This window comes from Phytoamicus setariae (assembly GCF_016722925.1).
Classification (GTDB): domain Bacteria; phylum Pseudomonadota; class Alphaproteobacteria; order Rhizobiales; family Rhizobiaceae; genus Rhizobium_E; species Rhizobium_E setariae.
This window is the reverse complement of sequence record NZ_JAEQNC010000006.1, coordinates 326,099-347,942: the sequence shown is the minus strand read 5'-3', so window position 1 is coordinate 347,942 and position 21,844 is coordinate 326,099. Positions and strand designations below refer to the sequence as shown.

The window sequence follows — 21,844 nt, the reverse complement described above, 5'->3', positions numbered from 1 at the left end:
TCGAATGCAGGCCGGGCAGATTGTGACGTTACAGATGTTCCGGCTAGGGGCGGATTAGGTGTTTTGCGGGCTGGCTGTCGCTGTCCCAATGCTGCTCGATGAGTGTTGCTGCGCGACCTGCCTGTGTTTTGAACGTTAATGCGCGTGCCAACGCCTGACCGCGCCTGGCGATAGCCTTGGCCTCGGTGTCGTGGGTGCGCACCCATTCGATTTTTTCGGCAAAGTCCGTCATATCAGCGCATACAGGCACGTAGTGTTCGAAAGGTTTGAGCTCATCATAATACCACTGACGGAAACCAAATTGCGTTTCCACCTTGAGCACGCAACACCCGTAAAGCATGCGCACCAGAAGGTTCGACCAGGTATTGGCAAAGCCATCGATATCAATGGCGAACTTGCGTCCCAGCCAACTCTGTGGCGGTATCGGCTCGGCCACAAATCCTGACTGCCTTGCCATCAAGGCGAAGGCGGCGTCATTCTTACGCGTGCCGACGAAGCGAACATCGGTTCCGGCCATACCCTGTAGCCGCAGCACCATTCGCATCCTTTGCAGTACAGCCTGATTATCCACGTCCTCAGGTGCAAAGCTGATCCATCCGCACCCGTTCATGCGTCCGCGCCAGGCGATATCATCGGATCGTTCCTCCCAGCACGGTGCAGATTTGCCGGCTTCCAGATCATCTGCAAAGCCGAGATCCTGGAAAAAATAGGGATCCGGCAAAGCTACGTGCTGGGGAAAGCGTACTGAGGGGGCGAACCGGGCATTGGACACGGTTTCGCCATCGGATGCATTGACGGTGATCTGCTTTACCTCGGGCGGGCAAAGGCTGAGCCAGTAGGCATAGGCGCAGATCTTGCGGCACATATGCTTGGCATAGAAGGGGTCCACGGCCTTTTCTATAACAAGCGAAAATTGTTGGCCCCTTCGCTCTATCAGGACATCTTTCGGCGGATTGCCGGCGTTGGTTTGGCGGATTCTGATTGCCGGAGCCCTCGCACTGACACGGGCGAATTCCCGCCTGAAATGCCGTGCGACTTTAAGACCGGTGTAAACGCTGATGGGATTTAAATTGGTCATGCAAATCACTATTCTTGAAAATCAATTGTCGATTACGATTTAACTCTGGATCTCTTCGTGGCGCCCTGTCGGCGAGGCCGCTTCAATTCGGAAAGCGGAGACGCTCAACATCGCTGATAATTGCTATAGTTTGATGACTTTGAGAACATGCAGACAGGTGGCCTCGTGCTGGCCGAGCAGTTATCGGTGATTGAATCAAGATCATAGACGGTTGAGCGGGGCGTGCAAATGGCTGAACAGCGATATGCATTCGGGCAATTCCATCTCGATCCCGCCAGCGGAGAGTTGAAGCGGGACGGGGAGAAGGTCGCCCTCGGCCAGCGCGGAACCGCGCTGCTCAAGACATTGCTGGAAGCTGACGGCCAGCCCATCGGCAAGGATGCCCTCATCGAGGCTGCGTGGCCCGGAACTATCGTGGAAGAGGGCAATCTTTCGGTGCAGGTCGCCAGCCTTCGCAAGGTGTTGGGTCTGCGGCCGGATGGGCAGGACTGGATCGTGACCGTACCGAGGCTTGGCTACCGCCTAGTCAAGCCGACGATCGCCACGCCTGGCGATATGCATGCCGTCATTCCAACGCTTGCGGTGCTTCCCTTCGACAATCTGAGCGGCGATCCGGAGCAGGCCTATTTCACGGACGGTATTGTCGATGATATCATCACCGCATTGAGCAGGTTCAAGTCCTTCGCCGTTGTGGCACGCAATTCCAGCTTCGCCTATCGCGGCCACGACGCAAATGTGCTGCAGAGCGTGGCGAGCGATCTCGGCGTGCGCTACGTGCTGGAAGGCAGTCTCAGGAAATCTGGAGATCGATTGCGGATTTCTGCCCAGCTTGTCGACACGGCCGGAAACGTCTCCCTATGGGCACGCAAGTTCGACGGTGATCTGAGCGACGTTTTCGAGTTTCAGGATCGCATCACCGAAGCGGTCGCTATCGTCATCGAGCCTGAGCTCCACAAGGCCGAGCTGGAACGGCTGAGGCGCGAACGCCCGAGCGGTAGCATGGAGGCCTATGACATCTATCTGCAGGCACTCGCGAAAATACTCACCGAAACCGCGCAGCAGAATGCCGAAGCGCACGAATTGCTCGAGAGGGCGCTAGCGCTCGAGCCTGCGAATCCAAACATTCTGGCGCTTGCATCCTACGTGCTGGAGCATCGCAAGACGGTTGGCTGGCCGCCCTTCGGCCCAGATGACAACGCTCGCTGCTTCGACCTTGCAAGGCGGGGGCTCGAACACGCTGATGGCGATACGACGGTGATGGCGATATGCGGGATGTCGCTGATCCAGGTGGCCAGCGAATATGACTGGGGCATGGCCGTGCTGCAGGCGGCAGTCGATGCCAATCCGAACAACATCGCGGTCGCGGCGAGGGCCGGTGTCGGCCACCTGCTATGCGGCGATCTGGACCGGGCCGTCAAGTATCTTACGAAAGCGCATAGCCTCAGTCCGCGAGATCCTTACGCCCACATCACTCTTTGCGGTCTGGCCGATGTGGAACTGGTCCGAGGCAACTTCGAACAGTCGATCGAATGGGCCATGCGCGCGCTCGCGCTCAATCCGAATTTCGATCCGACCCTCTGGATGTTGATCGCAGCCAACACGCACCTTGGCCGCCCGCAAGAGGCGAAAGGCTACCTTGAGCATCTCCAGCGGATATCTCCGGGCATTACCATCGCCAGCATTGAGGTGGCGCAAAACTCCAAGGCTGGCGATCGCTTGCTCATTCTTCTGGAGGGCTTGCGACAAGCGGGACTTCCCGAGAGTTAGGTTTCGGTATGGCGGGCATTGACCAGGCGAATTATGAGACCTTGATTTCTTTTTGGAACTTTTAGCCCATGTCTAAAGGACCCTAAGCGTCCCGATCGTCCATTGTCTCCCCATCGTCGCCATGGGCGGCGAAGTAGAGGAGACATCACGATGCTTTCGCCACTGATGATAATTTCCCTCGACCAGGGCAATCTCGCAATCGTACCGCGCTCGATCGGCCAGTTGGATGCGCGCCTGCTCGAGGACATAAAGGATTGTCTGCCCGTGCCTGTCGAGAAACCGGGCTTGTTTCGGTGTTTATTGATGCGCGCCGCAATCATCCTGCTGCCAAAGAGCCGCAAGCGCGAGACATGGCATGGTCATGGCTTGTTGATGATGGATGCGATGCATCGGTAGCAGCGGTATGCCGCCCGGGCACGGCAGGCCGGAGGAAACATCGTGGCTGCGCCCCTTCCATCCTCACCAATTTCCCTCTATATCCGCACCCGTCAAATGCCGGGGATTCCCGGCCCTTTTTTGCCACCCGCATTCGTTGGCGGGATTGGATAGGAGAAGTCTATAAATGTCCCAACCTGTTTCCCTGACATTTCCCGATGGTTCGATCCGCGAGTTTGCCGCAGGCACGACCGGGCGCGATGTCGCTGAATCCATTTCAAAATCGCTCGCAAAGAAGGCCGTCGCGATCACGCTTGACGGCATCGTGCGCGATCTGTCCGACCCCGTCACCGACGGGGCGATCGCCATCGTCACCCGCTCGGATCCGGCAGCTCTGGAACTGATCCGCCACGATGCGGCCCACGTGATGGCCGAGGCCGTGCAGGAACTCTGGCCCGGCACGCAGGTGACCATCGGCCCGGTGATCGAGAATGGTTTCTACTACGATTTTGCTAAAAACGAGCCGTTTACGCCCGAAGACCTGCCGGTCATCGAAAAGAAGATGAAGGAGATCATCCTTCGCAACAAGGCTTTCACCAAGGAGATCTGGAGCCGCGACAAGGCCAAGCAGGTGTTCGCCGACAAGGGCGAGGCCTACAAGGTCGAGCTCGTCGATGCGATCCCGGAAGGCCAGGACCTGAAGATCTACTATCAGGGCGACTGGTTCGACCTTTGCCGCGGCCCGCACATGGCCTCCACCGGCCAGATCGGCACCGCCTTCAAGCTGATGAAGGTGGCTGGCGCCTATTGGCGCGGTGACAGCAACAACCCGATGCTGACCCGCATCTACGGTACGGCCTGGGCCGAGCAATCCGAGCTCGACGCCTATCTGCACATGCTGGCGGAAGCCGAAAAGCGCGATCACCGCAAGCTCGGACGCGAGATGGATCTGTTCCATTTCCAGGAAGAGGGCCCGGGCGTGGTGTTCTGGCACGGCAAGGGCTGGCGGATGTTCCAGGCGCTGACGGCGTATATGCGCCGTCGGCTGGCGCTCGACTACCAGGAAGTCAATGCGCCGCAGGTGCTTGATAAGTCGCTGTGGGAAACTTCCGGCCACTGGGGCTGGTATCGCGACAACATGTTCAAGGTGACGGTTGCCGGCGACGATCACGATGACGACCGTGTCTTCGCGCTCAAGCCGATGAACTGCCCCGGTCATATCCAGATCTTCAAGCATGGTCTCAAGTCTTACCGAGAACTGCCTATAAGACTTGCAGAATTTGGCAACGTCCATCGCTACGAACCATCAGGTGCGCTGCACGGGCTGATGCGCGTGCGCGGCTTTACCCAGGACGATGCGCACATCTTCTGCACCGACGAGCAGATGGCGGCGGAGTGCCTGAAGATCAACGACCTGATCCTGTCGGTCTATGAGGACTTCGGTTTCCAGGAAGTCATTCTCAAGTTGTCGACACGGCCGGACAAGCGCGTCGGGTCCGACGCGCTCTGGGATCGCGCCGAAAGCGTGATGATGGACGTCATGAAGACCATCGAGGCGAAGTCCGGCAACCGCATCAAGACCGATATCCTTCCGGGTGAGGGTGCGTTCTACGGGCCGAAGTTCGAGTATACGCTGAAGGACGCCATCGGCCGCGAATGGCAGTGCGGCACCACGCAGGTCGACTTCAACCTGCCGGAGCGGTTCGGTGCCTTCTACATCGACCACAACTCGGAAAAGACCCAGCCTGTGATGATCCATCGTGCCATCTGCGGCTCGATGGAACGCTTCCTCGGCATTCTCATCGAGAACTTTGCCGGCCACATGCCGCTGTGGTTTGCGCCGCTGCAGGTGGTGGTGGCGACGATCACCTCGGATGCAGACGACTACGGCCAGAAGGTCGCCGACCGCCTGCGCGCCGCCGGTCTGATCGTCGAGACCGACTTCCGCAACGAGAAGATCAACTACAAGGTCCGCGAGCATTCGGTGACCAAGGTTCCGGTGATCATCGTCTGCGGCAAGCGCGAAGCCGAGGAAAACACGGTCAATATCCGCCGTCTCGGCTCGCAGAACCAGATGCCAATGACGCTCGAAGAGGCGGTTGCGGCTTTGGTCGAGGAGGCGACGCCGCCGGACCTGATCCGCAAGGCGCGCGGCGGCTGACCGCAGCCCATACGCAGATCGGATAAAAACCGGACAGCCGCGTGACATCACGCGGCTGTCTTCAAATTGTTACAGTTTTTTCCTATTGGCTTGCGACAAGACTACCACAGGGACCCGGCAGTGAAGTTCAGGGAATTATCCTACGCCAACGAGACCGATCCGCTGCTCAAGCGCATGGTCATCCGCACTGTCGAAAACCTTTCCGGTCGAAACCGATACGTCGAAGTCTACAAGCAGTGGCGGACGGACGTGGTGGGGAAATCCGACCGGATCTTTTCGCGCATGCTTGAGCTGATCGACATCGATCTCTCCGTGCGCGGCAACTGGCCGCCGAAGGATCTGCCGGATACGCCGATCGTCATGGTCGCCAACCATCCCTATGGCATTGCCGACGGGATTGCGGTTCTGGCGCTTGCCGAGCAGCTCGGCCGGCCGTTCAAGGTGCTGATCAACGACCAGCTACTGAAGGTGCCGGAAATCCGGCCCTATTCGCTGCCGATCTCGTTTGAGGAAACCAAGGAAGCGCTGGCGATCAACATGGCCACCCGCAACGAGGCGCTGCGATTGCTGAAGGAAGGCGTGACGATCGTCATCTTTCCGGCCGGTGGCGTGGCGACCGCGCCCAAGGGGTTCGGCCAGGCCCAGGACCTGCCGTGGAAGATGTTTCCGGCCAAGCTGATCCAGTCTGCCAAGGCAAGCGTGCTGCCTGTTTATTTCGAGGGCCAGAACAGCTGGCTCTTCCATCTCGCCAGCCGTTTTTCGCTGACGCTCAGGATGTCGTTCCTGATCCGCGAGTTCTGCAAGTTATCGGGCAAGACGATTTCGTCCAATATCGGATCGATCGTGCCGTGGGACGATATTTCTGTCATCACCGACCGTAAGGCGGTGCTGCAGTACCTCTATGAGGCGGTGTTTGTCATGGGACCGCGTAAGGGTAGGCCGGTCACGGCTTGAGAAAGCTAGGCCTAAAGCGGCCCATCCTTGGGCTTACGTAGAGGATCCAGGAGGATATACCGATGGGTGTACCACTAAGTGTGCAACTCAACTCAATGGCGCCGACAATTTAACACGGTAGTTAACTGTGAAAAATATCATGATTATAGATGGTGCAGTGAATTGCACTTATGAAATATTTCAGGCGACGGAAGAAGAGTTTAATCTGATTTTTCCGCTTTCTAGCGATCTTATTTTTATAGAGGACTTGATGGCGGCTAAGAAAAACAAGAGTGAACTCGATTCAATTTTCAAAAATATTTGGAATAGGCCGATCGACAAGAAGAATGCGGTCGGAATTCATGGAACGATCTTCTATGAGCAATATTATAAGAAAGAGTTCTTTCCGAATGGCACGTGGGACGGCTAACTCCTAAGGTGCCAAATCTTGGCTTCCAAATTTTGGCAGAAGACGCTGGGGCGACCCTTGCAAGGCCGGGAACGCCCCTATCCTGGTCGCCCTTAATTGCTCTTGCACGTCTCTTCCGGCAGGAAGTCGAGCTTGACGAGATTTCCCTTCAGCACGAAGTCGCCGTAGTCCATCGTCAGGTCGCGGGACACGCCGTTTTCGTAGAGCTTGAAAGACATCCGGTAATTCGGCTGTGAATCACCGTCCTTGTTGTCATCGAAATAGGCGATGGTCACCGGCCAGGTCTTTTCCGCCTTCAGCTTGCCGGCACCGGATGCATCCGGATCATCAGCACCGGCTGAGACTGGCGAGCCAACGATCGTCGAGGTGAACAGCGTCTTGTCGCCATCTTCAGATCCATCATAGATGCGGGCCTCGAAAAAGTGATCGCCTCGCTTGGCGCGTTCGATGACGTCGATCGTATGCTGGGTGGGAAAGCGCGCCGCAGTCAGGTCGATTTTCTTTTCGGCAGGCATGGTAATGTCGACTGCCAGCTTGTCGTTGCGCCGCTCGGCAAGGCCTGCGACCTCCTTGTCGAGCCGGTCGTCGTTGAATGTCTTGCTTTCAAACTCGAACCGGCCGGTCTTGGGGTCTTCGAAGGTCGTACTTTGCTGGTCCGTCACCTTCTTTTCGCTCGCGGTCTCGACCTGTGTCACGAAGCGGAAACTGACGCGATAGCCTTCGCAGGCAGAGCCGGTGAACTCGTAGACCATGCGGCCGAACATGTTGTTGATGCCCGAGCGCTCGGATGCATCCTTGAGTTCCAGATTATAGACGGCGCGGTGCGGCACCAGCCCGGCAATGCCCTGCGAGAGAGCCGGTACTCCGCTCGAGGCGAGACAGGCTCCGATCGTGCAGGCAAGAAGGCTCGAGCGAGAAATCATGAAATTCTCCTGTTGCACCGCACCTGAATGCGATTAATTAGATGTGCACTCCTTGCGGACTACCTGATCCGCAGAGTTCGTAAAAGAAGAATCTATGGAAAGGCGGGGAAATGATGTCCAAGATCGATCAGCAACTGGAAAAGTTGGGAATCGTGCTGCCAGAGGCGGCCGCTCCGGCCGCAAACTACGTTCCGACAGTTGTGAGTGGCACGCACCTCTACATTTCCGGGCAATTGCCGATGGAGAACGGCAAGCTTGCGCAGACCGGCCAGTTGGGCGCCGGCATTACCACATCGGAAGGCCAACGCGCGGCTGAACTCTGCGCCATCAACATTCTTGCCCAGGCAAAGGTAGCGCTTGGCGGCGATCTCTCGCGTATTCGCAGGGTCATCCGGATTGGCTGCATGGTTTCCTCCACGCCTGATTTTTACGAACAGCACCTGGTGGCCAATGGCGCCTCCAATCTTCTCGCAGAAGTTCTTGGAGAGGCGGGGAAACATTCGCGCGCCGCTTTCGGGGTTGCCGTGCTGCCCCTCAATGCTTCGGTCGAAATCGATGCCATCCTGGAAATTTCCTGATGCGGGACATGGCATTTCTGACCAGCCGGCCCATCGCGCATCGTGGCCTGCATGACGGCAACAAAGCCGTATGGGAAAACACGCTTTCGGCTTTCGAGCGGGCGATCGAGGCGGGCTTTGCCATCGAGTGCGATCTTCAATACGCCGCAGATGCCGTGCCGGTCGTATTTCATGACGACGACATGAAGAGGCTCTGCAATATCGGCGCCGACATCCGCACGAAGACATCGGCTGAACTCAGCCTGACGTCGGTTGGCGGCACCAAGGACAAGGTGGCCTCGCTGAAGGTGTTGTTGCGGCTCGTCAAGGGCAGGGTGCCGCTGGTGCTCGAACTGAAGGGACGCGATGGCGATGACGAGGGCTTTGCTTCATCGGTGCTGGAAGTGCTCGAGGACTACGACGGTGATGTCGCTCTGATGAGTTTCGACACCTGGCTGCTCAAAGAGCTCAAGGAACTGGAAAGTCCGTTTCCGGTCGGCCTGACTGCTGAGGGCCGTGAGGAAGGTCAGTTCAGGGGCCACCGCGAGGCAATGGCATGGGGCCTGGATTTCATATCCTATTCCATAAGCGATCTGCCGAATGCCTTCATCGCCAGCGAGCGGGAGCGGGGTATTCCTGTCATAACCTGGACCGTCCGCTCGCCAAAGCAGGCGGCCCATTCGGCCGCCAATGCCGATCAGATCACATTCGAGGGTTTTGACCCGCGCCACAGCGAGACCGGTCTTTGAGAATACGTCCAGTCGCAAGCTTTCGGGACATCGATCCAGCTCAGTGGAGCCGGCTCGATGGCACAGCGCGCGACAACAAAGCCGGTTACAACCCATTCGTGTCACACGCCTATCTCTATAGCCTCGAAGCGTCTGGTTCGGCCACCCGCGACACGGGCTGGCTCGGGCGCCATCTGTTGCTGGAGGATGATGCGGGTGCATTGCTTGGCGCAGTGCCCGGCTACCTCAAGAGCCACAGCCAGGGAGAATACGTTTTCGATCACGGCTGGGCGCAGGCCTTCGAACGGGCAGGTGGCCGCTATTATCCGAAATTGCAATGCGCGATCCCGTTTACGCCTGCGACAGGACCGAGATTGCTTGCCGCAACGGCCGCCGATCGCAGCACTGTGCTGACGACGCTGGGCGAGGCTATCAAGGTGGATGCTGCCGCACTCGGAATCTCATCGGCACATGTGACATTCCTGCCTGATGGGGAGTGGCAATCGCTTGAGCGCCAAGGGTTCCTTCACCGCACCGACCAGCAGTTCCATTTTGTCAACGAAGGCTATCGCAGCCATGACGAATTCCTTGAAACCTTGAGTTCACGCAAGCGCAAGGCGCTCAAGAAGGAGCGCCGAATCGCGCTCGAGGATGGGATTGCCATCGACTGGCTGACCGGAAACGATCTTACCGAATCCATTTGGGACCAGTTCTTCGCTTTCTACATGGATACGGGCGGCCGCAAATGGGGGCGGCCGTACCTGACGCGTGACTTCTATTCGATGATCGGCGAGCGGATGGCGGACGACATCCTGCTGGTGATGGCCAGCAGGAATGGTCGATATGTCGCCGGTGCCATCAATTTCATCGGTTCCGAGACGCTTTACGGCCGCCATTGGGGATGTATCGAAGATCACCCATTCCTGCATTTCGAGGTCTGCTATCATCAAGCCATCGATTTCGCGCTTGCGCGCGGGCTGAGAACGGTCGAGGCGGGCGCACAGGGCGAACACAAACTCGCACGAGGCTATCTGCCTGTAACCACGCACTCGGCCCACTATATCGCCCATTCCGGTTTGCGCAGGGCTGTCGAGGATTATCTCCGACAGGAGCGTGCCGAGGTCGAGCAGATTGGCCATTATCTCCAGGAGCACAGTCCTTTCCGCAAGGGACGCGATGACGAGAAATGATCCGGCGGTTAAACATACTGGTCAGGACTGTGTCTATGATGGCGGCAACCACACACGAGGCTTGAAGCCAAAGCATTTTCGGCGCACTCTCGGCTTTAAAATATAATGAGGAGACTATTCGCATGTCCGGCATTCCCTACGATCCAGACAATATCTTTGCCAAGATTCTGAGAGGGGATATTCCGTGCCATGCCGTCTTTGAAGACGAGCATACGCTGGCCTTCATGGATGTGATGCCGCAAGCAGAAGGCCATACGCTCATCATCCCCAAAGTGCCCTCGCGGAACATCTTCGATGCCGACCCGACAACATTCATGTGGTTGATGCCGACGGTCCAGAAGATCGCCAAGGCTGTGAAGAAGGCATTTCATGCCGATGGCGTGCGTGTGATCCAGTTCAACGAACCGGCTGCCGGCCAGACGGTCTTTCATTTGCACTTCCATGTGATTCCGGTTCAGGACGGGGTGGCGCTGAAGCCGCATGCCGCCAAACTGGAAGATGGAGGCACCCTCGCGCACAATGCGGAGATGATCCGTGAGGCTTTGAAGTTCATTTCATGAAATAAACACGATCGAATGGGAGATCCTATGCGCGAGGCATCGGGGATATAGCCATGAAGGCAGCATTCATCGTCATGAGTATTTTGGGATGCGACGACAGCGGCGTGCAATGCTTGCCTGTCGCGTCCGTTGCAGAACAATGGGCGACCATTGCGGCTTGCGATGCAGCATCTGAAAAGCAGCTCGAAAAGTTTCGCAACGTAAACCACCCGATGGTCGTTGCGGTCTGCCAGACGGCGGACACGACGGCCCTGGCGGATTCGGAGGCGGATGTTGCGGAAGCCAATCTCGATGTGTCGGGAAATCCGACTCCGCCAGAGACGGCAGTTGGCACGGCTGACAAGCACCCGGGAATGACAGAGCGTGCCATTGCATTGTTTGTCAATGCGATGCCAACCCGCAAGGGAATGAAAGCAACCATCAGCAAGCCCGTGCACTTCGTCACTGACACCTACTCTTGGGTCGCCCGCAAGATTGTGGACTGACCGAATGTTGGTCGCAAGACGCTCAAGGCGTCACGCGGCTTCGACGACCCGGAATGAGGCATAATCGCGCGCCGACTTGCGGTGTTCAGCGATGTGAAGCCTCTCGATCATATCAAGCAACTCGTCGGCGACGGCGCCTGTTTTCTCGGCAAAGCGGAATTTGGCGACGAGATGCCCGGCAATTGCGCCCAGGTAGGTTGCTTCGCCTCTGCGCAAGGCTTTGCGCCATTCCAGCGTCGCTTCGACAAAGATTTCCGAGATATCGCGGCCCAGCCCTGCTGCCTCGTAGAGCGCCCGCATGGCGTGGAAGCGGCCGTCTGCCATAATCGAGCGGACGCGGCGTTCTGCCAGTCCGGAAAGGTTGACGATTGCCGCGGCAAAGAAATCGACCCGACCAGTGCAAAGCGCCTGCATCAGGAAGTTTGGCGTCAGGCGTCCGTCGCGCCTGAGATGATCGGCAAGGGCGGGTATGTCTCCGGGCAGGGACACGGCGACCAGCGCCACTGTCGTCGCCTCGCAGGCTTCGCGGCGGACGAGTTCCAATCTGTTTTCACCGATGGCGTAGCGGATGAGATCGTTGCCGCACAGGGTGTCAGATAGGCTGACGGCGAGATTGTGGCGCGCGTCGGCTGGCAACTCTTCCCGCGAGAGCAACAACTCCCGGATTGCGGGGACATAACCCAGCCGTTCGCTCAGGCGCCGCAACGTCTGTCGCGTAACGATTGCACCGGGATTGTCGAGCAGCGCTTCGACCTCCGCCGCGTCGCCGATTTCGCCGATGGCGGCACAGACGGGTGAACTGACGATGAAGCGGGATGCAATCAGAGCCCGGGTCACGCCATCACCTCTTGCTGCGAGATCGACGAGATCGACGTCGGTAAGGACCGGCGAACGTGCTATGATCTGGCAGGCAATTTCCGGCTGGTCGGATGCGAGCGTCAGAATCAATGCGCGCGGTGCTTTAGGCGCGTCGGCTATCGACTCGGCAAGCGCCAGCCTGACCTTGGGCGAGGGGTCGTCCAGCAGCCATGTCATTGCCATCAGTGCCGCATCGCGTTCTGAAGTATCCATGTCGGACTGCAGCCAAGCCCGCCCGAGCGCATTCGCCGCTTTAGCGCGATCGCTTGACTTTGCCGTGTCCGCCCACCGAAGAAATGTTTCGATGATCACGCTTGTTGTCCCCTATGCTGTGCCCTTGGGAGATATTAGCGATTAAAAGTTTACGATTGGTTCACTATGTTCATTTGCTGCGCGTTAACGTAGCGATAGTGGGTAGTATTGAACCGGAGTGCTGTGGGTGGTGAAGGCCGTGCATATACTGACCTATGTCGATGAGGGAGCATCCTTCTTCGCCCGCAGCGCTGTGCCTGTCGTGTCAGCGCGGGATACCGTGTCACTGCAGGCCTTGGAGCTCGGAGGCGCACAAGCGGTCGTTCTGACGGATTGCCAGGGGGGCGACGATCTGCAGGCCTGCGATGTCGCGCTTGCGGTGCTTGAGGCGCGCCTTGGCCTTCGGGATGGGGCAATAAGAATCATTGCCAGCATTGCCGATAGCGCCAGAGGACTGATGCGCGCGACGTCACTGGAAGGAAAGTCCGCGCGGCTTGCCGGGCTATGCTGGAATCGTGCGTCGTTTGCCCATGACATGGGTGGCTCGATGGCTGACGATATAGGTGAGCTGGCGCGGATGCAGGTCGCGATCTCGGCGCGTTCGCTGGGTGTTTTCGCCTACGATTCGGCAAAGGGGGCGATCAACGAGGACTTCCGCCGCCACTCCGCAGCCTTGGGGTTTCAAGGCGCGGTCATCTCCGATGGGCCCCCCTGAGTGCGGCTCAGGGGCGCGGTGGCCGCATCATCTCGAAAACCTCGCTGGCCTCTGTATAGTCCATGTAACCCATTCGGCCGATCGGACGGGCAATTGCCGGATCGAACCTGCCGTCGCGGATGACGGATTCGTCGATGTGAATACCAACTACTTGGCCGAACACCACGATGGCGTCTGCGTCCTGGCCGTCCAGACCAACCGGTCGGACGACCTTGATTGTGCGGCATTCGAGCACGGCAAAGGCACCGGCCACATAGGGCGCATCCACCATTCTGCCCTGTTCGTGCTTCAGCCCGGCCAGCGCGAACTCATCGACCCCGTAGGGTACGCTGGTAGACGAAGTGTTCATCTGCTTGAGGAGGCTGTGGCTTACGAAGCTTGACGTGAAGACGCCGGTCTCTTCGGCGTTGCGCGGGCTATCGTTGCCGCGCGCTGCCGAAAACATGACGATCTTGGGCTTGTCGGACACCGCATTGAAGAACGAGTAGGGCGAGAGGTTACGCGAGTCATCACGGCCGCGCGTCCCGATCCATCCGATCGGTCGAGGCGACACGATCGCCTTGAACGGGTCGTGGGGCAGGCCGTGGTCGCGGGTGCTCGCGTCAAAGAACATTTTTCTACTCCTGTCCAACCCAGGTGACGATATCTGCAAGCTCTGGACGGGGACGTTCCACCACTGGAAAGTCGGTCGAGCCGATATGGATGAAGCCAGCGATCTTTTCAGTCTGCTTGACGCCAAGGATCGGATAGGCTCGCTCGTCGAATGCCATCCATTCGGTCAGCCAATTGGAGACGTAGCCGTGAGCATTGGCTGCCATCAGGAGGTTGAGGCAGACAGCGCCGGCCGACATCAATTGTTCCCATTCGGGAATTTTGACATTTGGCGCTGCGGTCGAGACAACAGCAATGACGACCGGCGCACGAGAAAACCGTGTTTCCTCGACTTTTATCATCTCCTCCGAGAGGGCCGGGTTCTTGGCCTTGGCAATGGCCGAAAGCTCAAGAGAGATGCGCTCGCGCTCATTGCCGCGATAGACGATGAAGCGCCAGGGGGCGAGTTTGCCGTGATCGGGCACGCGGCTTGCCAGCTTTAGCATTACCTCGATTTCGGTCGAGGAAGGGCCGGGGCCTCGCATCTGGAACGCCGGCATGGAGCGACGGGTGGAAAGATAATTAATAAGGGCTGCGTCGGTCTTCATGTTGCCTCGTTTTGGGGCTCTTGAATTCGGATGATGTTTGCGGGAGAAGTGGGGCCCGTGTCAGAGAGAGTCAACCCTCAAAAATGAGTAAGCCGGTTTTGACCAGATTGCTGAGAGTCGTGCCTTTGGCGGCGATGCTTGTCGCGGCTGCGCTGCCGGCCTCGGCCCAGGATCCGTTTGCGGGAATCGAGAGCGGCACCGCCAAATCGGTGGATGAATTGCACCTCAACGGCTTTTCGCCGGTAATCGAACCCAACGCGGCGGTCCAGCAGCATGGCAAGACCGTGCATCTGGAAGCGCGCCTGACGGAAAAGGGCAAGCCGATGGGTTACGGGCTCGCCTGGCGGGTATTCCAGCCGATTGCGGGCGCTGACGGCAAGCTTCCATTGCTGGCCAGCTCCGAAGGTGGCGCGACGAATTTCGAACTCGCCCCTGGAGAGTATTTCGTCCATGTCGCCTTCGGCCGCGCCGGTGCAACGAAAAAGCTGATCGTGCCGGAAATTGGCGACGTCGCGCCGCAGGTATTCGTGCTCGATGCAGGCGGAATGGTGCTCAATGCGGTATCGGGCGCGGATATGCGCATCCCGCCGGAAGAGCTGACCTTCAGCATATACTCCACCGAAGTGCGCGAGGACGGTGAGCGCGGGCTGATCATGGGAGACGTAAAGCCCGACGAGGTGGTCCGACTGAATGCGGGCACCTACCACGTGGTGTCGAATTACGGCAACGTGAATGCTTCGATCCGTGCCGATATACAGATTGCCGCTGGCAAGATCACGGAAGCGACAATCCAGCACAAGGCCGCGAAGATCACACTCAAGCTTGTTTCGCAGGAAGGCGGCGAGGCGATCGCCGATACGGCCTGGTCGATCCTGACCGCTTCGGGCGATGCCGTCAGCGAAAGCGTCGGAGCGTTTCCCGTCGTCATTCTGGCGGAAGGCAAGTACACCGCAGTCGCGCGCCACAAGGACAAGATTTACCAGCGCGATTTTCCCGTTACGCCCGGCCGCAACCAGGATGTCGAGATCCTGATGCAGAACTGATGCAGTTTCTTCCACCCAAGGCTTGCATTCCTTGCGGTTTCGGTTTATGGCGCCCCCATTCCACACGTGAAGTCTGGGGCTTTCCGGGAGAAATCCGGTCGGTTCCACCCGGTGGCAGGTGAAAATCCTGCTTCAAGCTTCGCGGAGGTTCAACCGGAAAAGGAGTTACAGATCATGGCGTTGCCAGATTTTTCCATGCGTCAGCTGCTTGAAGCAGGCGTCCACTTTGGTCACCAGACTCACCGCTGGAACCCGAAAATGAAGCAGTACATTTTCGGCGATCGCAGCGGCATTCATATCATCGATCTCGCACAGTCCGTACCGATGCTGAACCAGGCGCTGAAGGTTATCAGCGACACGGCAGCCAAGGGCGGCCGCGTGCTGTTCGTCGGCACCAAGCGTCAGGCATCCGACCTGATCGCCGACGCTGCCAAGCGTTCGGCCCAGTATTACGTCAACTCCCGCTGGCTCGGCGGTATGATGACCAACTGGAAGACCATCTCCAATTCGATCGCTCGTCTGCGCAAGGTTGACGACATTCTCGCGACCCAGGGTGCGGGCTATTCCAAGAAGGAACGCCTGAACCTCGAGCGCGAACGCGAAAAGCTTGAAAAGGCTCTCGGCGGTATCCGCAACATGGGCGGCACGCCGGACCTGATGGTTGTCATCGACACCAACAAGGAAAAGATCGCTATCGATGAAGCCAAGCGCCTGGGCATTCCGGTCGTCGCCATCATCGACTCCAATTGCGATCCGGACCTGATCGACTATCCGATCCCGGGCAACGACGACGCTTCGCGCGCCATCGCTCTCTACTGCGACCTGTTCGCACGCGCTGCCCTCGATGGCCTCGGTCGTCAGCAGGGCGCTGCCGGCGTCGATCTCGGCGCAGCAGCTGAACCGGTTGCAGAGCCGGCTCTGGCCGAAGGCTGATGCCAAGTTAGGGCTGGGACGCCATGTCCCGGCCCATGGAATTCAAGGGCAAAGGCTATAGCGCGACTGCGCCGAGTGGCCTTTGCCTTTCCCGTATGCGGGATGATTGCAGACGAGGATTGGCAGGCGACGATTTCGTCACATCCCTGTCACGCATCTCGATAAACTCCATTCGAATGGCGTGAAGTTGCGTTGCTCCCATCGGGGATCTCAAGCGCTTTGCCGATTTAAAGAGGATCAAAATGAGCACGATTACGGCTGAAATGGTCAAGACCCTGCGCGAAAAGTCCGGCGCAGGCATGATGGACTGCAAGAAGGCGCTGACTGAAAACAACGGCGATATCGAAGCAGCTATCGACTGGCTGCGCGCCAAGGGCATCGCAAAGGCCGACAAGAAGTCCGGCCGCACCGCAGCCGAAGGCCTGATCGGCGTCGTCAGCGCCGGCACCAAAGCTGTTGCGATCGAACTGAACTCCGAGACCGATTTCGTCGCTCGTAACGAAGCTTTCCAGGAACTCGTGCGCGGCATTGCCAATGTTGCCATAGGCACCGACGGCACTGTGGAAGCTGTTTCCCAGGCCGTTTATCCGGCGACCGGCAAGAGCGTCGAAGATTCCATCAAGGACGCGATCGCCACGATCGGCGAAAACATGACGCTGCGCCGTTCGGCCCTGCTGCATGTCGAACACGGTGTTGTTGCAACTTACATCCATAACGCTGCCGGCGACGGCATCGGCAAGCTCGGCGTGCTCGTCGCGCTGAAGTCGGTCGGCGACAAGGAAGTCCTCAACTCCATCGGCAAGCAGGTCGCCATGCACATCGCTGCGACCAACCCGCTTGCGATCCGTGCCGACGAAGTCGACGCCGGTGTAGCCGAGCGCGAGCGCAACGTGTTCATCGAACAGTCGCGCGCTTCCGGCAAGCCGGACAACATCATCGAAAAGATGGTCGAAGGCCGTATGCGCAAGTTCTTCGAAGAAGTCGCTCTTCTGTCGCAGGCTTTCGTCATCAACCCGGAAGTGACCGTTGGTCAGGCTGTCAAGGATGCTGAAAAGCTCGCTGGCGCCCCGATCGAAGTCACCGGCATGGTGCGCCTGCTTCTCGGCGAAGGCGTCGAGAAGGAAGAAAGCGATTTCGCTGCCGAAGTCGCGGCCGTTGCCAAGAAGTAACAGTTTCTCTGGTTAACCAGAGTCTGTGGAATGAAGAGGGCATCGCGTGACAACGCGATGCCCTTCGTGTATCCGCATCTGACAGAAGTCGATTCCGGACCGATTGATCCATTTGCCGGAAAATCTCTTCGCTTTTGTCGAAGTATCGGCTTTTTCTTGCCGCTTTTGGCGGCGAGGAGATCTAGAATGCCGCGCCGCTGCGCAGCGTCTGCCACAATTTGCTTGCCGTAACGGGAGATTCCATGACATCGAAACCGATCTACAAACGCGTCCTGCTTAAGGCCTCGGGAGAGGCGTTGATGGGCGAGCAAGGCTTCGGCATTGACGTCAATGTCGCCGACAGAATGGCCTCCGATATCGCCGAGGCGCGCGCGCTTGGCGTTGAAGTCGGCGTCGTTGTCGGCGGGGGCAATATTTTCCGCGGCGTCGCCGTTGCCTCCAAGGGGGGAGACCGGGTGACCGGCGACCACATGGGCATGCTGGCGACCGTTATCAACGCGCTGGCACTGGCTACATCGCTGCGCAAGCTCGATATAGACACTGTCGTATTGTCAGCTATTGCCATGCCGGAGATCTGTGAAAGCTTCTCGCAGCGGGCAACGCTTTATCACCTCTCGCTCGGCCGGGTGGTGATCTTCGCCGGTGGCACGGGCAATCCGTTCTTCACCACCGATTCGGCCGCAGCCCTGCGCGCCGCCGAAATGGGTGCAGAAGCGATATTCAAGGGCACTCAGGTAGACGGTATATATTCCGCGGATCCGAAGAAAGTGCCTGACGCTACACGTTTTGACAGCCTGACCCATTCGGAAGTGCTTGAAAAAGGCCTGGCAGTCATGGATGTTGCTGCAGTTGCACTTGCGCGGGAAAATCATATCCCGATAATCGTATTTTCGATCCACCATAAGGGCGAATTCGCCAAGATCCTGACAGGCGGTGGCCTGCGGACAATCGTACAAGACATTTGAGTTGATTTCGGCCGAAGGGGATCGCGATCGCGGGACCCGGTGGCCACTGAAAGAGGAGTTGGGCATGTCCAATACAGACCTGAAAGAATTGAAGCGCCGCATGGAAGGCGCAGTGAGCGCCTTCAAGAGCGACATCGCCTCGCTCAGGACTGGCCGTGCTTCCGCCAACGTGCTCGACCCGGTGATGGTTGAAGCCTATGGATCACGCATGCCGCTGAACCAGGTGGCCAACATTACCGTTCCGGAGCCGCGCATGCTTGCCGTTTCCGTCTGGGATCGCTCGATGGTCAAGGCGGTTGAAACTGCCATCCGTGAGTCCAGCCTCGGTCTCAATCCGATCATCGAAGGCCAGAACATGCGCATTCCGCTGCCGGAACTCAATGAAGAGCGCCGCAAGTCGCTCGTCAAGGTAGCGCATGACTACGCTGAAAAAGCAAAGGTGGCAGTTCGCCATGTTCGCCGGGATGGTATGGACGGCCTTAAAAAGGCTGAAAAGGATGGCGATATGAGCCAGGACGACAGCCGGTCCAATTCCGAAAAAGTCCAGAAAATGACCGACGAAACGATTTCAGAAATCGATCGCTTGCTTCAGGACAAGGAAAAGGAAATCATGCAGGTATAGGACCTGATGGCTGTTTCGACGTCAGGTGGTGGGCGACAGGTAATGGACAAAGAACACGCGGTGAAGATACCCGAACATGTTGCCATCATCATGGATGGCAACGGCCGATGGGCCAAGAAGCGCGGCTTGCCGCGCACTGTTGGCCACAAGAAGGGTGTCGATGCCGTTCATGAGGCTGTCCGCGTCGCTGCCGCGGCCGGGATATCATATCTGACGCTGTTCGCCTTTTCCTCGGAGAACTGGACGCGCCCCGAGAGCGAGGTCAACGACTTGATGGGTTTGCTCAAGACCTTCATTCGGGGTGACCTTGCCGAATTGCATGCGGAAAACGTGCGGATCAGGGTGATCGGTTCGCGTGAGAACCTCCGCGGCGATATCTTGCCGCTGCTGATCGAGGCCGAGGAAACGACCAAGGCCAATACCGGGTTGACGCTGGTCATCGCCTTCAACTACGGCTCGCGCGATGAGATTGCGCGCGCCGCACGCAAGCTTGCGCAGAAAGTGGTTGCAGGTTCGATGCGCGTGGAGGATATCAATGCCGTGGCGCTCGATCGCGAGCTTGACACGTCGGGCATTCCAGACCCTGACCTTTTGATCCGGACTTCGGGTGAGGAGCGGCTGTCCAACTTCCTGCTGTGGCAGGCAGCTTATGCCGAGTTGCTGTTTATTCCTGATTTCTGGCCTGATTTCAGCCGCGAGACATTCTATGCGGCGCTTGCGTCCTATGCCAATCGTGAACGACGTTTTGGCGGCGTCGTCGATGTGGCGGCTGTGTCTTGATGAGCCAGGAACTGCGGCTGAGGATCATTTCCGGCATCGTCCTTGCAATCGTGGTGCTCGCCGCGACCTGGATGGGCGGCTTGCCGTTTCGACTTCTTTCGGCGCTGATTGCGCTGCTGATTTATTACGAATGGTCGACGATAACGGGAATCGCGCGATCCACGACGGACCGTTTCTCCCATATCTTTGGCTGGGCAGCCGTTGGACTCGTGTCGCTGGAGGTTGCGTTCAGATCGATCGAGACTGGCGCGGTACTGGTTTTCGGTTTCACTGTCGCGGCAATCCTGGTCAATCTCGTGCGTCGGAAAAGCATGTGGCTGCCGGGCGGCATTTTCTATGCCGGACTTTCGGGAGTTTCACTTGCGGCATTGCGCGGCAGCGAACACGATGGTCTTGTCACCATGCTGTTCATTTTCGCCATCGTATGGGCGACTGACATTTTTGCGTATTTTGTCGGGCGTGCGATTGGCGGACCCAAGCTGGCGCCGCCCATCTCTCCCGGAAAAACCTGGTCGGGCGCCATTGGCGGCACGCTGTTTGGCCTGATTGCAGGGCTGCTGGTGATTTACTTTTCCGGGCAACCGGTCGGGTTGGGGCTGGCAGCGATCTGCGTCGTGCTCTCGGTCGGTTCGCAGATCGGTGATCTCTTCGAATCGTGGATCAAACGGCGATTCGGGGTCAAGGATTCCAGTCGACTCATTCCGGGCCATGGTGGCGTGATGGATAGAGTCGACGGGCTTGTTTTTGCCTGTTTTCTGGCGTTTCTGGGAGCTTTGGCGCTGACTGCTGCCAGTGGCGGCCTGATACGCGATGCCGGTACTCTGGTTACCGGCGAAGCGCGGATGATCGCGACGACGATCAAAAGGACTTGAATGATGGATGCGTTGACCAGTAACCCCTGGGTTCTCACCTTGCCGGCGTTCCTGCTGGTTATATCCCTGATCGTCTTCATTCACGAGATGGGTCACTATCTGGTCGGGCGCTGGAGCGGCATACGCATTCTTGCTTTTTCATTCGGCTTCGGCCCAGAACTCGTCGGCTTCACGGACAAACATGGGACGCGCTGGAAGATTTCCGCAGTGCCGCTTGGCGGCTATGTTCGTTTTTATGGTGATGCAGATGCGGCCAGCACACCGGATTTCGATGCGCTCAAGGACATTCCTGAGGCCGAGCGCGCCAAAACATTCATGGGAGCCAAGCTCTGGAAGCGTGCAGCCACTGTGGCCGCCGGTCCAATTGCCAACTTCATTCTGGCTATCGTGATTCTCACTGGTATCTTCCTGGCTTTCGGGAAGTTTGTGTCCGATCCGATCGTCACGACGGTTAATCCCGGCAGTGCCGCTGAAATCGCGGGAGTCCATAAGGGTGACTATCTGCTTGCACTGGACGGAACCAAGGTCGAGACCTTCGATGATGTGCGCCGTTATGTCAGCGTGCGACCTGGGATACCGGTGACGTTGACCGTGCGGCGCGATGGTGCCCAGCTCGACCTTCAGGTTGTACCAAAACTGACCGAGATCAAGGATCAGTTCGGCAACAAGATGGAACTCGGAATCATCGGCATTCTGACGAGCAAGGACGAAGGCAATATGCGAATCGTCAGCTTCTCGCCAACGGGAGCTGTGGTGGAGGCGACCAAGGAAACCTGGAATATCGTCACCGGAACGTTCGACTACATAGGAAATCTGATTACCGGCCGGATGAAGGCAGATCAGCTTGGCGGACCAATTCGGGTGGCGCAAACCTCCGGACAGGTTGCGACTCTCGGCTTTGTTGCACTTCTGCATCTCGCCGCCGTTCTTTCTGTTTCCATTGGATTGCTTAACCTTATGCCGGTTCCCGTACTTGATGGCGGCCATTTATTGTTTTATGCGATCGAAGCTTTTCGCGGCAAGCCTTTAGGGGAGGTCGCGCAAGGTGTGGCTTTCCGGATCGGGATGGCGCTGGTGTTGTCGTTGATGGTTTTTGCGACCTGGAACGACATAACTTCGTTACTCGGCTGAGGCCAATTCCAGGCAAGCTGAACGGATTATTTACCCTGTTTCGATGTCAAAGTGGCGAATAGGCCACGCATTGAAATGAAGTAAACAGAATTTAACCAACTCCCTTGCTTGTATGGAA

24 protein-coding genes are annotated in these 21,844 nt (G+C 58.0%); 19 read left to right on the top strand and 5 right to left on the bottom strand.

Annotated elements, in window-relative coordinates:
- Window positions 1–43: 43 nt before the first annotated feature.
- Entirely contained in the window at window positions 44–1,078 is a 1,035-nt protein-coding gene (locus tag JJB09_RS13410; RefSeq protein WP_210341725.1) for a glycosyl transferase family 90, read from the bottom strand.
- 228 nt (window positions 1,079–1,306) lie between these two features.
- On the opposite strand from JJB09_RS13410, the gene JJB09_RS13405 reads away from it, so the two are divergent.
- From JJB09_RS13405 to JJB09_RS13385, 5 genes are all read left to right on the top strand, one after another.
- Window positions 1,307–2,845 carry a winged helix-turn-helix domain-containing tetratricopeptide repeat protein gene (locus tag JJB09_RS13405; protein ID WP_201658733.1) on the top strand — a complete coding sequence of 513 codons (1,539 nt, stop codon included), beginning with the start codon at window positions 1,307–1,309 and terminating at the stop codon, window positions 2,843–2,845.
- Window positions 2,846–2,995: 150 nt separating this feature from the next.
- Window positions 2,996–3,241 (top strand): hypothetical protein, encoded by a 246-nt coding sequence (locus tag JJB09_RS13400; RefSeq protein WP_201658730.1) that lies wholly within the window; start codon window positions 2,996–2,998, stop codon window positions 3,239–3,241.
- Window positions 3,242–3,407: 166 nt separating this feature from the next.
- Window positions 3,408–5,381: a threonine--tRNA ligase gene (thrS, locus tag JJB09_RS13395; protein WP_201658727.1), complete on the top strand. Its 1,974-nt coding sequence runs from the start codon at window positions 3,408–3,410 to the stop codon at window positions 5,379–5,381.
- A gap of 120 nt (window positions 5,382–5,501) precedes the next feature.
- Window positions 5,502–6,335, top strand: a complete 834-nt coding sequence (locus tag JJB09_RS13390; RefSeq protein ID WP_201658724.1) for a 1-acyl-sn-glycerol-3-phosphate acyltransferase — start codon at window positions 5,502–5,504, stop codon at window positions 6,333–6,335.
- Between the two features lie 139 nt (window positions 6,336–6,474).
- Window positions 6,475–6,744, top strand: a complete 270-nt coding sequence (locus JJB09_RS13385) for a hypothetical protein (protein WP_201658721.1) — start codon at window positions 6,475–6,477, stop codon at window positions 6,742–6,744.
- Window positions 6,745–6,836: 92 nt separating this feature from the next.
- Here the strand turns inward: JJB09_RS13385 and JJB09_RS13380 are convergent, their stop codons facing one another.
- Window positions 6,837–7,664, bottom strand: a complete 828-nt coding sequence (locus tag JJB09_RS13380) for a cell envelope integrity EipB family protein (protein WP_343229026.1) — start codon at window positions 7,662–7,664, stop codon at window positions 6,837–6,839.
- Between the two features lie 113 nt (window positions 7,665–7,777).
- Here JJB09_RS13380 and JJB09_RS13375 point away from each other — a divergent pair, with 113 nt between their 5' ends.
- The 5 genes from JJB09_RS13375 (at window position 7,778) to JJB09_RS13355 (ending at window position 11,187) form a co-directional block, all read left to right on the top strand.
- Complete coding sequence (locus JJB09_RS13375) at window positions 7,778–8,245, top strand: RidA family protein (RefSeq protein WP_201658715.1); 468 nt, start codon at window positions 7,778–7,780, stop codon at window positions 8,243–8,245.
- On the top strand, window positions 8,245–8,973 hold the full coding sequence (locus JJB09_RS13370; protein ID WP_201658712.1) for a glycerophosphodiester phosphodiesterase family protein: 729 nt from the start codon (window positions 8,245–8,247) through the stop codon (window positions 8,971–8,973). Before JJB09_RS13375 ends, JJB09_RS13370 begins: the two co-directional genes overlap by 1 nt.
- Complete coding sequence (locus tag JJB09_RS13365) at window positions 8,970–10,142, top strand: GNAT family N-acetyltransferase (RefSeq protein ID WP_201658709.1); 1,173 nt, start codon at window positions 8,970–8,972, stop codon at window positions 10,140–10,142. The genes JJB09_RS13370 and JJB09_RS13365 overlap by 4 nt, the downstream gene beginning before the upstream one ends.
- Window positions 10,143–10,264: 122 nt before the next feature.
- Window positions 10,265–10,702 (top strand): HIT family protein, encoded by a 438-nt coding sequence (locus JJB09_RS13360; protein ID WP_201658706.1) that lies wholly within the window; start codon window positions 10,265–10,267, stop codon window positions 10,700–10,702.
- Between the two features lie 53 nt (window positions 10,703–10,755).
- Entirely contained in the window at window positions 10,756–11,187 is a 432-nt protein-coding gene (locus JJB09_RS13355) for a hypothetical protein (protein WP_201658703.1), read from the top strand.
- A 30-nt stretch (window positions 11,188–11,217) separates the two neighbouring features.
- On the opposite strand, the gene JJB09_RS13350 is transcribed toward JJB09_RS13355, so the two are convergent.
- Window positions 11,218–12,357 (bottom strand): DUF2336 domain-containing protein, encoded by a 1,140-nt coding sequence (locus tag JJB09_RS13350; RefSeq protein ID WP_201658701.1) that lies wholly within the window; start codon window positions 12,355–12,357, stop codon window positions 11,218–11,220.
- A 127-nt stretch (window positions 12,358–12,484) separates the two neighbouring features.
- Between JJB09_RS13350 and JJB09_RS13345 the strand changes: the two genes are divergently transcribed.
- Entirely contained in the window at window positions 12,485–13,012 is a 528-nt protein-coding gene (locus JJB09_RS13345; RefSeq protein WP_201658698.1) for a hypothetical protein, read from the top strand.
- Window positions 13,013–13,019: 7 nt separating this feature from the next.
- Here the strand turns inward: JJB09_RS13345 and JJB09_RS13340 are convergent, their stop codons facing one another.
- On the bottom strand, window positions 13,020–13,625 hold the full coding sequence (locus JJB09_RS13340) for a flavin reductase family protein (protein WP_201658694.1): 606 nt from the start codon (window positions 13,623–13,625) through the stop codon (window positions 13,020–13,022).
- 4 nt (window positions 13,626–13,629) lie between these two features.
- Window positions 13,630–14,211, bottom strand: a complete 582-nt coding sequence (locus JJB09_RS13335) for a nitroreductase family protein (RefSeq protein ID WP_201658691.1) — start codon at window positions 14,209–14,211, stop codon at window positions 13,630–13,632.
- Window positions 14,212–14,294: 83 nt separating this feature from the next.
- On the opposite strand from JJB09_RS13335, the gene JJB09_RS13330 reads away from it, so the two are divergent.
- The 8 genes from JJB09_RS13330 (at window position 14,295) to rseP (ending at window position 21,726) form a co-directional block, all read left to right on the top strand.
- Window positions 14,295–15,254 carry a hypothetical protein gene (locus tag JJB09_RS13330; protein WP_201658688.1) on the top strand — a complete coding sequence of 320 codons (960 nt, stop codon included), beginning with the start codon at window positions 14,295–14,297 and terminating at the stop codon, window positions 15,252–15,254.
- Window positions 15,255–15,428: 174 nt separating this feature from the next.
- A complete protein-coding gene (gene rpsB, locus JJB09_RS13325; protein WP_201658686.1) occupies window positions 15,429–16,187 on the top strand; it encodes a 30S ribosomal protein S2 in 759 nt (252 codons plus the stop codon).
- Between the two features lie 242 nt (window positions 16,188–16,429).
- Complete coding sequence (gene tsf, locus JJB09_RS13320) at window positions 16,430–17,356, top strand: translation elongation factor Ts (protein WP_201658683.1); 927 nt, start codon at window positions 16,430–16,432, stop codon at window positions 17,354–17,356.
- 242 nt (window positions 17,357–17,598) lie between these two features.
- Window positions 17,599–18,321, top strand: a complete 723-nt coding sequence (gene pyrH / locus JJB09_RS13315; protein ID WP_201658680.1) for a UMP kinase — start codon at window positions 17,599–17,601, stop codon at window positions 18,319–18,321.
- A gap of 64 nt (window positions 18,322–18,385) precedes the next feature.
- Entirely contained in the window at window positions 18,386–18,943 is a 558-nt protein-coding gene (frr, locus tag JJB09_RS13310; RefSeq protein ID WP_201658677.1) for a ribosome recycling factor, read from the top strand.
- A 42-nt stretch (window positions 18,944–18,985) separates the two neighbouring features.
- A complete protein-coding gene (locus JJB09_RS13305; RefSeq protein WP_246748701.1) occupies window positions 18,986–19,723 on the top strand; it encodes an isoprenyl transferase in 738 nt (245 codons plus the stop codon).
- Entirely contained in the window at window positions 19,723–20,595 is an 873-nt protein-coding gene (locus JJB09_RS13300) for a phosphatidate cytidylyltransferase (protein WP_201658671.1), read from the top strand. The genes JJB09_RS13305 and JJB09_RS13300 overlap by 1 nt, the downstream gene beginning before the upstream one ends.
- Before the next feature lie 3 nt (window positions 20,596–20,598).
- Window positions 20,599–21,726, top strand: coding sequence for an RIP metalloprotease RseP (gene rseP, locus JJB09_RS13295; protein ID WP_246748700.1), 1,128 nt, complete (start codon window positions 20,599–20,601; stop codon window positions 21,724–21,726).
- Window positions 21,727–21,844: the final 118 nt, after the last annotated feature.

Coding starts and splice junctions, on each gene's coding strand:
- pyrH (WP_201658680.1), top strand. CDS start 17,599: ATGACATCGAAACCGATCTACAAACGCGTCCTGCTTAAGGCCTCGGGA.
- JJB09_RS13400 (WP_201658730.1), top strand. CDS start 2,996: ATGCTTTCGCCACTGATGATAATTTCCCTCGACCAGGGCAATCTCGCA.
- JJB09_RS13355 (WP_201658703.1), top strand. CDS start 10,756: ATGAAGGCAGCATTCATCGTCATGAGTATTTTGGGATGCGACGACAGC.
- JJB09_RS13375 (WP_201658715.1), top strand. CDS start 7,778: ATGATGTCCAAGATCGATCAGCAACTGGAAAAGTTGGGAATCGTGCTG.
- JJB09_RS13330 (WP_201658688.1), top strand. CDS start 14,295: ATGAGTAAGCCGGTTTTGACCAGATTGCTGAGAGTCGTGCCTTTGGCG.
- JJB09_RS13305 (WP_246748701.1), top strand. CDS start 18,986: ATGGACAAAGAACACGCGGTGAAGATACCCGAACATGTTGCCATCATC.
- rseP (WP_246748700.1), top strand. CDS start 20,599: ATGGATGCGTTGACCAGTAACCCCTGGGTTCTCACCTTGCCGGCGTTC.
- tsf (WP_201658683.1), top strand. CDS start 16,430: ATGAGCACGATTACGGCTGAAATGGTCAAGACCCTGCGCGAAAAGTCC.
- frr (WP_201658677.1), top strand. CDS start 18,386: ATGTCCAATACAGACCTGAAAGAATTGAAGCGCCGCATGGAAGGCGCA.
- JJB09_RS13360 (WP_201658706.1), top strand. CDS start 10,265: ATGTCCGGCATTCCCTACGATCCAGACAATATCTTTGCCAAGATTCTG.
- JJB09_RS13405 (WP_201658733.1), top strand. CDS start 1,307: ATGGCTGAACAGCGATATGCATTCGGGCAATTCCATCTCGATCCCGCC.
- JJB09_RS13385 (WP_201658721.1), top strand. CDS start 6,475: ATGATTATAGATGGTGCAGTGAATTGCACTTATGAAATATTTCAGGCG.
- JJB09_RS13340 (WP_201658694.1), bottom strand. CDS start 13,625: ATGTTCTTTGACGCGAGCACCCGCGACCACGGCCTGCCCCACGACCCG.
- JJB09_RS13410 (WP_210341725.1), bottom strand. CDS start 1,078: ATGACCAATTTAAATCCCATCAGCGTTTACACCGGTCTTAAAGTCGCA.
- rpsB (WP_201658686.1), top strand. CDS start 15,429: ATGGCGTTGCCAGATTTTTCCATGCGTCAGCTGCTTGAAGCAGGCGTC.
- JJB09_RS13370 (WP_201658712.1), top strand. CDS start 8,245: ATGCGGGACATGGCATTTCTGACCAGCCGGCCCATCGCGCATCGTGGC.
- JJB09_RS13335 (WP_201658691.1), bottom strand. CDS start 14,211: ATGAAGACCGACGCAGCCCTTATTAATTATCTTTCCACCCGTCGCTCC.
- JJB09_RS13300 (WP_201658671.1), top strand. CDS start 19,723: ATGAGCCAGGAACTGCGGCTGAGGATCATTTCCGGCATCGTCCTTGCA.
- thrS (WP_201658727.1), top strand. CDS start 3,408: ATGTCCCAACCTGTTTCCCTGACATTTCCCGATGGTTCGATCCGCGAG.